Below are 14,219 nucleotides of genomic sequence, written 5' to 3'. Positions count from 1 at the left end.
GGTCGCTTCAGGCGCCGGGGCCTTGCCCGTCCTCCCGGCGCAGGGTGTAGCTCGCCACCCGCAGCGCTGCGCCTTCCGCGTGGATGCGCACCTCGAAAGCCGGCACGGACCGATCGCACGAGAAGACCACCGTCTCGTTGGCCCATCCCTTCAGCGGCAGGGGTTGCGCTTCAAGCACCCGAATGGCGCCGTAGTCGCCCACGATGTCCAGCATCGCCGCACCGTCCGCCGACGCCGGCAACGGCGCGCCGTCATAGGTCAGGGTCAGGCTGTAACGGCCCGCCGGAAGCACCCAGTGGGGCCCGAACGCAACCAGCGACCGCTCCGGGCGGGCCGACGTGATGGTATAGATCTGCGTCTGCGCATCCAGGCGAAGAGCCGCGCCGGGCGGCACGTACATCGCCTGCGCATCGACCCGCAGGACATTGTCGGCGTCGCCGCTCAGGCGGTGCGGAACCGTCCGCAGGGGCTCGGGCACCGAGTGGCCGCCGAAGAAGCTGGCCGCGCAGGGATCGGGCAGCTCAGGCGCACGGCGGCCTTCGGGATCCAGCGCGCCGAGCATCTCCATCGACGAGAAGCGCTCGAACGGACCGACCTCGGAAAGGCGCTCCGCCTGAACGGCCTCGGCCTCCAGGCGCTCCTGCAGGAAGCGATGCGCCGGCGTCCGTCGCTTGAACATCCGCACATGCCCGCCCGACCAGAGGCAATAGTCGGCCAGGGCCTCGATACGTGCGAAGCGCTCCTTGAACTGAGGCATGGTGTCGATCTTGGACGGCCTCACGCCGGAAAGGTCGAGCTTGAAGTCATGCTCCGCCATCAGCGCGTTCATTTCGGCGATCCGCTCGGGCCCGGCCGCGATATCGAAGATCGCATCCGCCGCCTCCAGCGCATGCCTGAATTGACGCTTCCAGAGATAGGCGTGAATGAAATAGAGCTGGTGGATGTCCAGATTGGCCGCGACCTTGGCGTAGTAGGCCTGCTCGACCGCCAGGTTCGGGCTCTGGAAGACGGGGATCTTCACCAGCTTCGCGGCCAGCTCGGCGTCGAACGCCGAAACGTTCTGCGCGAAGATCTGGCAGTTCGCCGCCATGAAATACAGGTTCCCATGCTCGGCGTTCCACATGTACGAGCGGAACTGATCGAAGCACGGACGCAGCAGGGCCAGATGCACCCCGCCGCAGTTCTGGCGGATCCATCCAATCCGTCCCTGGCTGCGCACATACTTCAGCACCGGCCGATGGCCGCGCGATCGCGCCAGTAGTTCGAGCGAATTGAGATAGCGGGCCAGATCCGCGGCCGGCTCGGCGCGATCGAGAAAGAAGCGCTCATATGAGAAGGATTTACGAAACCCTCGCAATCCGCCCAGCGGGTTTATCAACCCCTTGTAGCACTCGAAGACATCAGCATTCTTGCGAACACCCAAATCTTCCACGATGCTTTCATCAATAGATCTGTTGTCGAAATCTGTAATGATCGACAGTTCTTCATGCAGCGGCTCATAGAACGGCGTATTGCCACCCGCAGACTTCATTGCGGCCCACACCAGAGTGCTACCCGTGCGAAACCCCGCGTGAATGTGTATAGCGGACAGGCCAGTCATTTACTAAAATCTCGCGCAACATCGCTCAAAAATTCATACTCTGAGCGATCTAACGCAGGCTGCCTAGCCTCGCAACCCATATGAGCACCTGCACGATCTCGGGCCGGAGCCCCCGCCAGGTACCGCTTTGATTGATCCTGCGCGGTGATCGAGTATGAAAGCCCGATCCAAAACGGGGCGATGCGTCGCTCGGATCGTCGCGGTTTCGCGGCTCTGGACCGACGCTACTGGAGATCTGCATGAGTGAGCGCAATTCGACGCCGGAAGACGTCCATGGATGCTATCGGCTGCTGCTGGGTCGCGAACCTGAGTATCCGCAGGCCCTGATCGATCGGGCGCTGACCTATCCCTCGCGCGTGGCGCTTGTCTCCAGCTTCCTGCACACGCTGGAATTCCAGCTCCGGCACGGCTCGCGCCTGGATGGGCGCCTCGATATCGGCCTGCTGTCGGAGTTCGCGGCGCCGGGCCTGCAAGGTCGCGCCGACTACGTCACCGACTTCCTGGGCGGCCTGACCCGCACGGGCGTCCTGGCCTGGGCGCACGACAAGGGCGGCCAGGTCGAGGCGCCGCCCGTCCTGGGCAACCTGTTCGGCTCCCTGCCCGAATGGCTGGCGGTTCTGGCGGCCGTGAAGGCGGCGGCGGAACGGGGTCGGCAGCGCTTCGTCGCCGTCGAGATCGGCGCGGCCTGGGGCCCCTGGCTGGTGGCCGCCGGCCTCGCGGCCCGGAGCAAGCAGATCGACGCCGTCCGCCTTGTCGGCGTCGAGCCCGCGCCGGAGCTCTGCGCCGTCATGCGCGAGCACCTGTCGGTCAACGGCTTCACCGAGGAAGAGACCACGGTCATCCAGGCCGCGGTGATCCCCGGCGCGGAAGCCGCCGAGCACCCGATCCTGGCGCACCCGTCCATCGAGTTCGGCCACCGCTCGGCCCCCCGCCCCTCCGCGAAGCGCAGCCGGGATGGATGGCGGTCCTGCAAGACCGTCGACGTGCAGGAGATCTTCTCGCAGGAGCCGGAAATCGACCTCCTGGTGCTCACCACCGGCGGCGAGGAGCGGGAGATCCTGTCCAGCATCGACCTGACGACGGGCCCCGTGCGCGCGATCCTGCTGTCGACCCACACCCCGCGAGCGGACCTGGAGATCTGGGAGATGCTGTCGGCCGCCAAATGGCGAAACGTCGTGTCCCAGCCCTGCGAGATCCAGCAGGACGGCGCCGACCCCGCCATCCTGCATACGCTGCGGGACGGCTGCCAGCTGTGGATCAGAACGACCGACTGACGCCGTCCACGCCAACCGGCTCGCGCGTGAGCAACGCGCGAGCCAGCCGGTTGCGGGTTTCCATTTTCTCCACGAGGTCGAGCAGGGCGTCGCGCTGCTCGATCATCACCTGCCGGCGCTCGATCAGGCGAACGATGCGCCCCTGGTCGCGCGTCTGGCGCTCGCCGGCCGCCTGCAGCGCCTGACGCTCGCGGACAAGGACGCCGGCGGCGTCGTCGACGGCCGAGACCAGCGCCAGCAGCTTGGCCCCGGCGTCGTTGGGCAGGTCCGCCCGCGGGGCGGCGCCCGCGCCATCCACGTCGCCGCGAACGACAAGTTCGTCGCGGATCCGCTGGAAGGCCTGCTCCAGAACGGCGATGTTCTCGTTCAGCCGCTCGCTGAACTTCAACTCGTGCCGCAGCTCGCTCTCGATCGCGACAAGCCGATCGGCCAGCACGTTGTTCTCCCGGCCCTGGTCCGACAGCAGGCCCTGCAAGCGGTCGATCTCGTCCGCCTGCTCGGCGTTGAGGACCTGGTTGCGCTTGAGCACCTCGCCAACCATCTGCTCGGCGGCCGAGCGCACGCCATCCAGCTCCGCCTCTAGCGCCTCGGCCCTCTTGAGCGCGGCCTCCTCGGCCGAGCGATCGACCGCCTGAGCCGAGGCCGCGAAGAGCGAGCGCGTATAGAAGGTGAAGCGGGCGTGCTCGTCCCACATGTCGCGGATCAGGCCGCGCACGAAGGCTTCGGCCTCGGCCGTGGGGCGAAGGTCCTCGAGCGCGTGGCGCAGGAAGGTATCGATCTTGAACGCCACGCCTTTGGGGTCTTCGAGGGGCTTCAGGGGCGCCTCGATGGTGGTGATGGCGTCGGAGAGATCCACCTCCACGCCGGCCTGGCTGGCGATCCGCTGTTCGATTTCCTGCCGGTAGGCTTTATCCCCGGCCAGGCGATTGACATCGATCGGCAGATCGAGCTCAGCGTAGGCGACCAGATACAGGTAGATGTGCAGCGCCATGAACGCGACGAAGACGTCGTCGTACGAGCACCGCGTCAACCAGTCCTCGCTGTCGACCTGGTTCTGAACGCTGAGGAAATATTTTATCTTCCTGAAGAACTCGACGTGTTCGGAATATTCGATCGAGTTCTTTATGCTGTCGATGAAGTAGCGATTACCGTCGCGGTGCTGGCTCGAGTACGAGCACCACTGCTGAAAAAGATTGCGGTAGATAAAAATATGCAGCCCGCCGAAGCGTCGCTTCATGCCGACAGCCCGGCCAAGCGTCCGGGTGTCGGTCAGCACCGCGGTGCGGGAGGAACTCGCCGCATTGTCGATCAGTCGGCCCACATAGGCGACCTCGTCATCGGTCAGGTCGCCCAGCACGCCGTCGCGAGGCACGAACCACTCGAAGGGCATGCTCTTGCTGAACCCCTGAACGCCGCCGCCAGGCCCCAGCAGGTCGAAGAACTCGATGAAGTAGGGCGAGCTGGCCGGATGGCGCGAGCGCCAGGAGCTCGGACCGATGCGCGGGATCTCGTCCAGCGTCAGCCCGGCCAGGATCTCGTGAAAGATCTCGCAGTAGGCGACCGTGTTCGCGTTGCCGCGGAAGCGGGTCCACAACCAGGTGCTGGCGGTTCGAAAGCTGGAATGGACGAAAACGGCCGGTCGCGCGACCGGCGCCGCGACCACCTCGGCCTTGGTCCCGGGGCGCCCCTTGGAACGATGCGACGAGGGCTTTGCTTGGGGCGTGCGCTTGGCGGTCATGATTCACGTTTTCTCGTGCGCGAGCCAATCGCGCAAGGGCGCCTGGGATCGCAATGCAGCCCCAGACCGTCAGATCCAGGGCGGCGATTGCAACCCCAGGGCGCGCAAAAATTGCTGAACTTCCGCGTTGCAGGCGGCGCGGAACAGCAGCGCGACCTGGCTGGGAACCGCCAGCTCTCCGGCCAGGGCCATCGCCTTCAAGTCGCCCCCTGAAACCAGCCGCGGCGCCATGCCGGCCTCCGGGGCGCTGGGCTCAGGCTCCAGAAGCGCGAAGAAGTCGTAGATGCGGTTGGTCCTGCGTGGAGGATCCTCATGGAGCGCGCCCAGCGGGATCATCCGCCCGACCCGGTAGCCGGTCTCCTCGGCCAGCTCCCGCGCCGCGGCCGCCGCGGGATCCTCGCCGGGATCCACGCAGCCGGCCGGCAGCTCCCAGGTCCACGCCTCGATGACCGGGCGATACTGCCGGACGATCAGGAACTGGAAGTCGGCGGTCATCGCCAGCACCATGGCCGCATCGGCCTGACGCAGCCCGTGATAGGTTTCCACCCCGGTCGATCCAGGCATGCGGACCTCGATCTCGTCGATCTGCAGCCAAGGCGAAAGCGGACGCGTCCGCCTTCGCACGACCTCGACAGGATGATCCGGCCACGGCTCCATCAGGCGATCCCCTCCCCCGGCGTCAAACCGTGCGCGGCGGGTAGCCCTTCTCGCGCAGGGCGTCGATGACCTCCTGCGTGTGCTGGGCGTCGCGGGTTTCGATCGTGATGTCGAACTCCGCGCCCTTGGCGGGAACGTCGAGCGCCAGGCGATTGTGATTGACCTCGATGATGTTCGCCCCCATCGCGCCGATCACGTGAGAGACCGTCGACAGCAGGCCGGGACGGTCGTCGCCGACGATCCGCAGGGACACCAGCCGCTGGGCGCGCACCAGCTCGCGGGTCAGGACCGATGCGAGCAGCCGCGTATCGATATTGCCCCCGCACAGGATGAGGCCGCACTTCTTGCCCCGGAAGCGTTCCGGATAGGCCAGGAGGGCGGCCAGCGACGCCGCGCCCGCGCCCTCGGCGATGGTCTTCTCGACGTTGCAGTAGAGGGCGACCGCCTGCTCGATATGAGGCTCCTCGAGCAGCAGCACGTCGTCGATCAGCGGACGGGCCACGGCGTAGGTCAACTCGCCCACCGTCTTGACCGCGACGCCCTCGGCGATGGTCTGGCCTCCGCAATGGGCCTGCACGCCGCGCATCTTGGCCGTGAAGGACGGATACATGGCCGGCTCGCAGCCCACGATGCGGATATCCGGCTTCAGGGCCTTGGCCGCGGTCGCCACGCCGCTGATCAGTCCGCCGCCGCCGATCGGCACCGGCAGCACCTCGAGATCGGGCGCGTCTTCCAGCATTTCGAGCGCGATGGTGCCCTGGCCGGCCATGATGTCGTAGTCGTCGAAGGGGTGGACGAAGGTCAGCCCCTGCTCGGCCTGCAGCTTGCGCGCATGGGCTGAAGCCTCGTCATAGGTCTCGCCCTCGATCACGACGGTCGCGCCGAAGTCGCGCGTGTGCTGGACTTTGATGAACGGCGTCGTCCTGGGCATCACGATGGTGACCGGAACGCCGAGCCGCGCGCCATGATAGGCCAGGCCTTGCGCGTGGTTGCCGGCGCTCGCGGCGATCACGCCGGTCTTCTTTTCCGCCTCGGAGAGCAACATCAGCTTGTTGAGCGCGCCGCGCTCCTTGTAGGCGGCGGTGAACTGCAGGTTCTCGAACTTCACCCAGACTTCCGCCCCGGTGATCGCCGAAAGCGTCCTGGAGTAGCGGCAGGGGGTGCGCTCGATATGGCCGGAAAGCCGCTCGGCGGCGGCGCGAACGGACTTGATGTCGAGTGTCATAAAACGATCTTGTCGTGGCGAACGGGAGAGCGGACCCGAGCGTGCAGCTAATAGCCGCTTTCGCAGGCAAGCGCAGCCCATATAGGACTTTCCTGAACACGGCCGAAATGAGGCTTCTACTTATCGCCTCGTCAGCCTTTTTTCAGGCCGTTGACTTGTCTTTCCATAGTGCCTAGACGCGGCGGACCTTCGGTCTGTGAGTTGTCGAAGGTGTTTCGTCACCATATTCGGATCGAATCGGGAATGTCGCACGCTTTGAGGGCCGCTCTGACCGATCTCGCAGACGGGATCCGGCTCGCCCCCCTATGGACCAGCCTTGGTTGGGAACAGACCATCGGGCGGTTCCGCAGGACCCTGCTCGGCCCGTTCTGGCTTTCGACGACCCTGCTCTCGATGGGCTTCGCGCTCAGCTTCGTCTTCGGCGGCATGATGGGCACGCCCTGGCGCGAAAGCTTCCCCTACGTGCTCGCCGGCATTCTCGCCTGGGGCATGGTCGGTTCGGGGATCGGCGAAGGCGCCAACATGTTCATCAACGGGGCCGGGATGATGCAGGTGCAGCGCCTGCCCCTTTCGTTCCACGCCTGGCTGTCGCTGATGCGCATCCTGATCAACTTCGCCGCGCAGCTGATCACCTACTGGGCCGTGCTGCTCGTCCTGGGCCTCGCCGCCATTCCGTCCTGGACGATCATACTGTCCCTTCCGCTGGCGCTGCTGGCGACGCTGCTGGCCAGCCTGGTCGTGGCCTTGCCGTCGACGCGCTTCCGCGACATCGGCTTCATGGTCGGCTTTGCGATCCAGCTGCTGTTCTTCATGACGCCGGTGTTCTGGCGCGCCGAGAACAGCACCGGCCTGCGGCACATGGTGGTCGAATACAACCCCTTCACCCACCTGGTGGCCCTGATCCGGACCCCCTTGCTCGGCCAGGCGCCGACGATTTCCGACTGGACCTGGGGGCTGGGCTGGACGGCCACGATGCTGGTCCTCGCCGTGATCCTGCTTGCCGCGCTGCGTAAGCGCGTCATCTTCTGGCTCTAAGGTGCACGCGATGAAGCACTTCGTGGAACTCAGCGGCGTCACCCTGGACTATCCGGTCTATTCGGTCCGGGCGCACTCCATCCGCAGCGCCGTGTTCGCGCGGAACATCGGCGGCCAGATGTACAGCAGCGCCGACGTGACCGTGGTCCGGGCGCTGGCGAACATCAACATGAAGCTCAGCGAGGGCGACCGCGTCGCCCTGGTGGGCCACAACGGATCGGGCAAGACCACCCTGCTGAAGGTCCTGGCGGGGATCTACGAGCCGACGGCTGGCCGCGTCTCGATGAACGGCAGTGTCGCCACGACGATCTCCGTCTCGGCCGGCCTCGACTACGATGTGTCGGGCCTGCAGAACATCTACAACCTGGGCCGGATGCGGATGGTCCCGCGCAAGACCGTGCAGAGCAAGCTGGACGACATCATCTCCAGCTCGGGCCTGGCGCAGTTCATCCACCTGCCCGTCCGCACCTACTCGCAAGGCATGGTCGCGCGCCTGATGTTCGCGGTCACCACGGCCTTCGAGGCCGACATCCTGATCATGGACGAGTGGCTCAGCGCCGGCGACGCCGACTTCCAGGCCGAAGCCACCAAGCGCATGGACCGCTTCGTCGACAAGGCTAAGATCGTTGTCCTGGCGACCCACGATTTTGGCCTGGTCCAGCGCGTGTGCAACAAGGTCTGCGCCCTGGGCAGCGGCAGGATCGGGTTTTTCGGCACCACCAGCGAGTGGCTGGAATGGATCGAGAACGGCGCTGTCGCCAGGGAGTAAGATTGCCGGACGCGCCGAAGTAGGGCGCCAAGGCCTCCAGTGCGTACCTTCTACCGACGCAAGCCAGCCATGATAGGGTGACATGGACGAAAAGCTGAGCGCCGCCCCTGCTCGAACGCCTAAGACGACTCGCCGGAGCGCGAAGGAAAAGGCGCGTGCGAGCCTGCCGGGCAAGCGCCTCGCCTTCGACCTCTCGACCTCCGCGCGCTGGGGCGGCATCGCCGTTGGGATCGTGCGCGTCGAGCGCGAACTGGCCCGGCGCGCCGCCGCGCGCTGGGGCGACCGGCTCGACTACTGCGTCTACGACACGCAGCAGAACTGCTTCCGCCGCATCTCCGTCGCCGCGGCGATGGAGATCATCGAGGGGCGGCTGCAGCTTGACTTCGAACAGTCCGGCAAGGCGCCGCTGGCCCAGACGGACATGGCGCTGCGCGTCCAGCTGCGCGCGCATCTGCTGCGCCGCCCCGCCCTGTTCGCCCTCACCCAGGTGGTGCGCGGCCGCAAGGTGGACATGCCCGCCATCCACAGCCTGGCCGCGGAGACGGGCGCACCGACGCTCAGCCTGCGCCGGCTCGGCCGGGAATACGTCCTGGGCCATGCGCGCCTCTATCAGGCGATCCAGCGCCTGCGCGGGCGCTCGTTCTCGCTCGAGCAGATCAAGCAGCTGCAGGCCGAAAGCCTGGAGAGCCGGGCCCAGACCCTGCCCGACGTGCGCGTGCCGCTTCGCGAAGCCGCGCCTGACCTCATTCCGCTCGGCCCCGACCTGACCATCATCTCGGGCGGCCTCGACTGGGATCACAAGAACCTCCGCGCGATCTACGCCCTCAAGGCCGAACACAAGTTCCGCTACGCGGCCATCATCTACGACCTCATCCCGTTGAAGTTCCCGCACTATGTGGTGCCGTTCTACGTCGATCTCCTGACCGACTATTTCGGGGAGCTGTTCTGGACGGCGGACTACGGCATGTGCATTTCCGAATGCACCGAGCGGGATGTCCGCGAGCACTGCATCGAGAACGGCCTGCCGCCGCTGGGCCTGGCGAACTTCCCGTTGGGCGGCGATCTGCCCGACAACGACGAGAGCGACGCGGAGCTGCCGCCGGCGCTCAAGGGCAAGCGCTACGCCCTGTTCGTGTCGACGATCGAGCCGCGCAAGAACCACCGGGCGCTCTACGAGGCTTGGGACCAGCTCATCCAGCAAGGCGCCGTCGACCCGGAGACCTGCCGCCTGGTGTTCGTCGGCCGCCATGGCTGGAACACCGGGGAGCTGATGCACGAGATCCGCACCAATCCCCGCACGCGCTCGACCATCGTCATCCTGCAGGGCATCAGCGACGCCGCGCTCAACGCCCTCTACCGCGGCGCCGAGTTCGGCCTGTTCCCCTCGCGCTACGAAGGTTACGGCCTGCCCCTGGCGGAAATGCTCAGCCACGGCCTGCCCTGCATCTCGAGCCCGACCGGCTCCCTGCCGGAGGTCGGCGGCACGATGGTGACCTACAAGGACCCCGTGGATATCCACGGCTGGGCGAACGCCATGGCGCAACTGTTCTCGGATTCCGCCGAACTGGCCAGGCAGCGCCGGGCGGTTCGCGTCAACTACCAGCCGACGAGCTGGGACAAGGCTGCCGAACTCTTCTTCGAGCGCCTCGACGCCCTGGTGACGCCGTGACCCGACGCATCCTCGCCCTTTCGACCTACCCCATCGCCAAGCCGCGCCACGGCGGGCAGCTGCGCGTCTCGGCGCTGCAGGACTTCTATCGCGCGCTCGGCCACACCTTCGAGTGCGCGGCGGTCTATACCGCCCCGTACGGCCCCGGCACGGTCGGCCCCAACGACATCAAGCTCGGCTTTGTCGGCTCGCGCTGGACCGATACGCCGTTCGTCACGGACCTGGCTTCCGGGCGCTTCGCGGCCGAAAACCCCGCCGCCTACGCGCACTTCAGCGGACTCGTGGCGCGCCAGCGCCCCGACGTGATCCAACTGGAGCAGCCGTTCCTGTGGCCCCTGGTCAAGCGGCTGCGGGCCGAGGGCAAGCTCGACGGCGTGTCCATCGTCTATTCGTCCCACAACTGGGAAGGTCCGCTGAAGGAAGCCCTGCTTCTGAACGCCGGGATATCCGCGACCAAGGCCGCCGAGTTCCGGGCCGAGATCGAGGCCATGGAAACCGAGCTGGCGGGCGCTTCGGACATCATCATCGCGGTGTCGGCCGAAGAGGCCAAGGTCTATGCCGCGATGGAAACCTCGGCCAGGATCCTGCTCGCGCCGAACGGCACGTCGCGCCCGCCGGGCCGCCTCGTGGAGTCCAAGGCCAAGGCCGAGTTCGGCGACGCGCCCTTCATGTTCTTCGTGGGCAGCGCCTATCCGCCGAACTCCGAGGGCTTCATCGACCTGGTCGCGACCGGCGGCTTCTATTTCCTGCCTCCGCACAAGCGCCTAGCCGTTTGCGGGGGCGCCTCGGACGCCATCTTCTCGCATCCGGAGTATCAGCGCTTCCTGGGCGCGAACAGCCAGCGCGTTCACTTCTTCCCCGACCTCGGCGACGAGGACCTGTGGGCGGTGAAGGCCTCGGCGCACGCCTTCCTGCTGCCGATCAAGTTCGGCGGGGGAACCAATTTGAAGTCGGCCGAGGCCTTGGCCTCCGGCAAGTGGGTCATCGCCACCTCGACCGCCCTGCGCGGCCTCGATCGCTTCCTCGACGCGCCCGGCGTGATCGTCGCGGACACGCCGGCGGCTTTCCGCAAGGCGGCCATCAAGGTCATGGGCAGCCCGGCGCTGAAGCTGACCAAGGCCGAGCGGGACGCTCGGGATACGGTCTATTGGGATCGCGCCCTGGCGCTCAGCGGGCTTGGCCAGGCGATCGGCGAAGCCAGGACCCCGGTTCCTTCACGGGCATAGGCTGGCGGCGACGGAGCGGTCCGTCGCCGCCGACGCCTCACTCGTCGGCAAGCATGGTGTCGACCCATTCCTGGACGCGCTCGGAGGGCACCATGAAGAAGTCCCAGGCCGAGCGGTCGCAGATGTAGCCCCACATCTGACGATTGACGACCACGTTGCCGAAGATGTCGGCCAGCTCATAGCCAAGCTCGGTCGCGAGATCATAGAGCGTATAGGCGCTGTTGTCGTAAGCAGCGTAGCTGGGCTGGCCATATTCGACGCTAATGATGGGACGGTGCTTCTTGAAGAAGCGCTCTTTTCCCCCGGCCAGGCAGTCGATTTCCCCGCCTTCGACGTCGATCTTGATATAGTCGACCTTCTGGAACTTGTCGGTCAGGTTATCGAGCTGATCGATCGCCACCTTGATCGTGGAAATCTGCGGGGCGTCCATAAAGTATTCGCGCTGCCGCAGGCCCGACATTTCAGCCGCGTTCTCGACGAAGTTGAAATTGGCCTCGCCCGTGTAGTTGCTCAGGGCGACCTGGTGAATCTCGACGTTGTGCACCCCGCCGAACTGCTCGACCAGACGCTCGGCCATGACGGGGATGGGCTCGAAGGCCGCGACGAAACCGCTGTCGCCGACCAGATTCAGGAAGTGTCGCAGGTGCAGCGCGGCGTGCGCCCCGATATCCAGCACCGTTTGACCTGGACGAATCACCCTTCGGTAGGTGTTGCTCAGAATGTGTTCGTAATTCGGCACACAGCCGTTGAGATGCAGAATACGGAGCGCATCAGCGACTGCGGCTGCGCGATTCGTCGCAAGCTTTTGGCCGAAATCCATACGGACACTGCTTCTCATTGTTGCTCTTCGTAACTGCAAATAGCAGCTAATCCTGGCCCATGCCATGGCGCCCGCCGGTCATTCTCATGGCCTTCGGATCTTGCTTTGCGAGGGAAGCGACGCCTTCGGCGAACGATGCTCAGGGTTACTTTGACGGTGCGCCGTTATGCGTTGTGCCGATGCACGGCCAATGCTAACACCCCCTCGCAATTTTCCCACTTGGGGGTCAGGATTCGAATGTCGCGAACGGCTTTGATTACCGGCATCACTGGACAAGACGGGGCCTATCTCGCCAAGTTGTTGTTGGAAAAAGGCTATTCGGTGCATGGCGTCGTCCGCCGCAGCAGCCATTCCGAAGTCCACGATCACCGCCTTCGCTGGATCGGTGTCGAGAACGACGTACAATTGCACGAAGGCAACCTGACGGACCTGTCTGGCCTTATCCGCACCGTGCGCGACGTCAAGCCAGACGAAGTCTACAATCTGGCGGCCCAATCCTTCGTGAAGTCTTCGTGGCAGCAGCCGATCCTGACCGGCCAGGTCACGGCGATCGGCGTCACCAACGTGCTCGAAGCCGTCCGCCTCGAAGCCCCCGAAGCGCGCTTCTACCAGGCGTCGTCTTCCGAAATGTTCGGCCTCATCCAAGAGGCCCAGCAAAGCGAGAAGACCCCGTTCTATCCGCGTAGCCCGTACGCCGTGGCCAAGCTCTATGGCCACTGGATCACCGTGAACTATCGCGAAAGCTTCGGCATGCACGCGAGCAGCGGCATCCTGTTCAACCACGAATCGCCGCTGCGCGGCCTCGAGTTCGTGACCCGCAAGGTCACCGACGCCGCCGCCCGCATCAAGCTGGGCCTGGCGCCGTACGTGGAGCTGGGCAACCTCGAAGCCAAGCGCGACTGGGGCCATGCCCGGGACTACGTCAAGGCGATGTGGCTGATGCTGCAGCAGTCCACGCCCGACGACTACGTCGTCGCGACGGGGAAGATGTTCACCGTTCGGGAACTCTGCCGCCTGGCTTTCAGCGCGGTCGACCTGAACTACGAGGATTACGTCCGCGTCGCCGAGGCGCACATGCGTCCGGCCGAGGTGGACGTCCTGCTCGGCGATCCCAAGAAAGCCAGCGAGCAACTCGGCTGGACCCCGGAAACCACCTTCGAACAGATGATCGAAGAGATGGTCCAGGCCGATTTGGCGCGGCACAAGCGTAACCTCTGATGTCGCCGGCCAGGCGCATTCTGGTCACCGGGGGCTCTGGCTTCGTAGGCCAGGCCCTACTTCCGGCCCTGCGCCGCGCATATCCCGAGGCGGAGATCCTGGCGACGGGATCTGGCGACCTCGGGATCGCGACCATTCGGTCGACCCCTCTCGACCTGACCAGCACCGACAGCGTCGACCGTGTCGTCGACGCGTTCGCGCCGACGGACCTCGTCCACCTGGCGGCCTTGTCGAGCGTGCAGGGCGCCTTCGGCTCGCCCCGCGCCGTCTGGGACGTCAACGTCTCGGGCGTGCTGCGCCTGGTCGACGCGCTTCACCGGACCTCCCCCGACGCCAACTTCATTTTCGCCAGCAGCGCCGAGGCCTATGGCCGGTCGTTCGCCAGCGGCGATCCGCTGGACGAGAGCGCGCCGCTCGCGCCCGAGAACCCCTACGCCCGCAGCAAGGCCGCGGCGGAGTACGCGTTGCGCGACCTGTGGGGCGATCGAGGCCGGCTGGTGATCCTGCGGATGTTCAACCACCTGGGCCCAGGCCAGGACGAACGCTTCGTCGCCGCGGCCTTCGCCGCCCAGGTGGCCCGCGCGGAGCAGGGCGCCGGCCCGCGGACCATCAATGTGGGCGACCTGTCGGCTGAACGCGACTTCGGCGACGTGCGCGACCTCGTTCGGGCCTATGTCGCGGTCCTGGACCAGGCCGAGAACTTCGAGACGCGGACGACCTTCAATGTCTGCTCCGGCGTCACGCGTCCGGTCCGGGCGATCGCGGAACGGCTGGCCGAACTGGCCAAGGTCGAGATTGACTTCGTCGTCGACCCCGCCCGCGTGCGGCCTCAGACCATTCCAAGGGCCGCGGGCTCGAACGCGGCCCTGGCCGCCGCGACCGGCTGGAAGCCCCAGGAACGCTTCGAGGATACGATCGAGGCCGTCCTCGACTACTGGCGCGCCAAGGCGGCCTAGAAGCCTCTCCCAGGACACAGGGCCGTCAGGGA

Annotated in this window: 12 protein-coding genes; 7 read left to right on the top strand and 5 right to left on the bottom strand. The window is 66.0% G+C overall.

Annotation, left to right across the window (positions count from 1 at the left end):
* Positions 1-7: 7 nt before the first annotated feature.
* The gene (locus DDF62_RS11295; RefSeq protein ID WP_133244915.1) at positions 8-1,600 is read right to left on the bottom strand and encodes a hypothetical protein; all 1,593 of its coding nucleotides are present in this window, start codon (positions 1,598-1,600) and stop codon (positions 8-10) included.
* A 239-nt stretch (positions 1,601-1,839) separates the two neighbouring features.
* Between DDF62_RS11295 and DDF62_RS11290 the strand changes: the two genes are divergently transcribed.
* Positions 1,840-2,874 carry a hypothetical protein gene (locus DDF62_RS11290; RefSeq protein ID WP_116489206.1) on the top strand — a complete coding sequence of 345 codons (1,035 nt, stop codon included), beginning with the start codon at positions 1,840-1,842 and terminating at the stop codon, positions 2,872-2,874.
* On the opposite strand, the gene DDF62_RS11285 is transcribed toward DDF62_RS11290, so the two are convergent.
* The 3 genes from DDF62_RS11285 to DDF62_RS11275 all read right to left on the bottom strand — a co-directional run bounded on the left by DDF62_RS11285 (position 2,858) and on the right by DDF62_RS11275 (position 6,494).
* A complete protein-coding gene (locus DDF62_RS11285) occupies positions 2,858-4,612 on the bottom strand; it encodes a hypothetical protein (RefSeq protein WP_116489205.1) in 1,755 nt (584 codons plus the stop codon). The two genes, DDF62_RS11290 and DDF62_RS11285, sit on opposite strands and share 17 nt — an antisense overlap.
* A gap of 69 nt (positions 4,613-4,681) precedes the next feature.
* Complete coding sequence (locus DDF62_RS11280) at positions 4,682-5,176, bottom strand: NUDIX hydrolase (protein ID WP_208866851.1); 495 nt, start codon at positions 5,174-5,176, stop codon at positions 4,682-4,684.
* Positions 5,177-5,291: 115 nt separating this feature from the next.
* Complete coding sequence (locus tag DDF62_RS11275; RefSeq protein WP_116489203.1) at positions 5,292-6,494, bottom strand: threonine ammonia-lyase; 1,203 nt, start codon at positions 6,492-6,494, stop codon at positions 5,292-5,294.
* Between the two features lie 243 nt (positions 6,495-6,737).
* Between DDF62_RS11275 and DDF62_RS11270 the strand changes: the two genes are divergently transcribed.
* The 4 genes from DDF62_RS11270 (at position 6,738) to DDF62_RS11255 (ending at position 11,193) form a co-directional block, all read left to right on the top strand.
* Complete coding sequence (locus DDF62_RS11270) at positions 6,738-7,529, top strand: ABC transporter permease (protein ID WP_116489202.1); 792 nt, start codon at positions 6,738-6,740, stop codon at positions 7,527-7,529.
* A 10-nt stretch (positions 7,530-7,539) separates the two neighbouring features.
* On the top strand, positions 7,540-8,298 hold the full coding sequence (locus tag DDF62_RS11265) for an ABC transporter ATP-binding protein (protein WP_116489201.1): 759 nt from the start codon (positions 7,540-7,542) through the stop codon (positions 8,296-8,298).
* An 82-nt stretch (positions 8,299-8,380) separates the two neighbouring features.
* Complete coding sequence (locus DDF62_RS26480; protein WP_116489200.1) at positions 8,381-9,967, top strand: glycosyltransferase family 4 protein; 1,587 nt, start codon at positions 8,381-8,383, stop codon at positions 9,965-9,967.
* Positions 9,964-11,193 carry a glycosyltransferase gene (locus DDF62_RS11255; RefSeq protein WP_116489199.1) on the top strand — a complete coding sequence of 410 codons (1,230 nt, stop codon included), beginning with the start codon at positions 9,964-9,966 and terminating at the stop codon, positions 11,191-11,193. The genes DDF62_RS26480 and DDF62_RS11255 overlap by 4 nt, the downstream gene beginning before the upstream one ends.
* Before the next feature lie 37 nt (positions 11,194-11,230).
* Here DDF62_RS11255 and DDF62_RS11250 read toward each other — a convergent pair whose 3' ends face one another.
* On the bottom strand, positions 11,231-12,013 hold the full coding sequence (locus DDF62_RS11250) for an FkbM family methyltransferase (protein WP_165832234.1): 783 nt from the start codon (positions 12,011-12,013) through the stop codon (positions 11,231-11,233).
* A gap of 237 nt (positions 12,014-12,250) precedes the next feature.
* Here DDF62_RS11250 and gmd point away from each other — a divergent pair, with 237 nt between their 5' ends.
* The gene (gene gmd / locus DDF62_RS11245) at positions 12,251-13,231 is read left to right on the top strand and encodes a GDP-mannose 4,6-dehydratase (protein ID WP_116489197.1); all 981 of its coding nucleotides are present in this window, start codon (positions 12,251-12,253) and stop codon (positions 13,229-13,231) included.
* A complete protein-coding gene (locus tag DDF62_RS11240) occupies positions 13,231-14,187 on the top strand; it encodes a GDP-mannose 4,6-dehydratase (RefSeq protein WP_116489196.1) in 957 nt (318 codons plus the stop codon). The genes gmd and DDF62_RS11240 overlap by 1 nt, the downstream gene beginning before the upstream one ends.
* Positions 14,188-14,219 lie beyond the last annotated feature (32 nt).

Origin of the sequence: Caulobacter radicis (genome assembly GCF_003094615.1) — a bacterium.
GTDB lineage: Bacteria > Pseudomonadota > Alphaproteobacteria > Caulobacterales > Caulobacteraceae > Caulobacter > Caulobacter radicis.
This window is presented reverse-complemented; position numbering and strand designations above follow the sequence as displayed.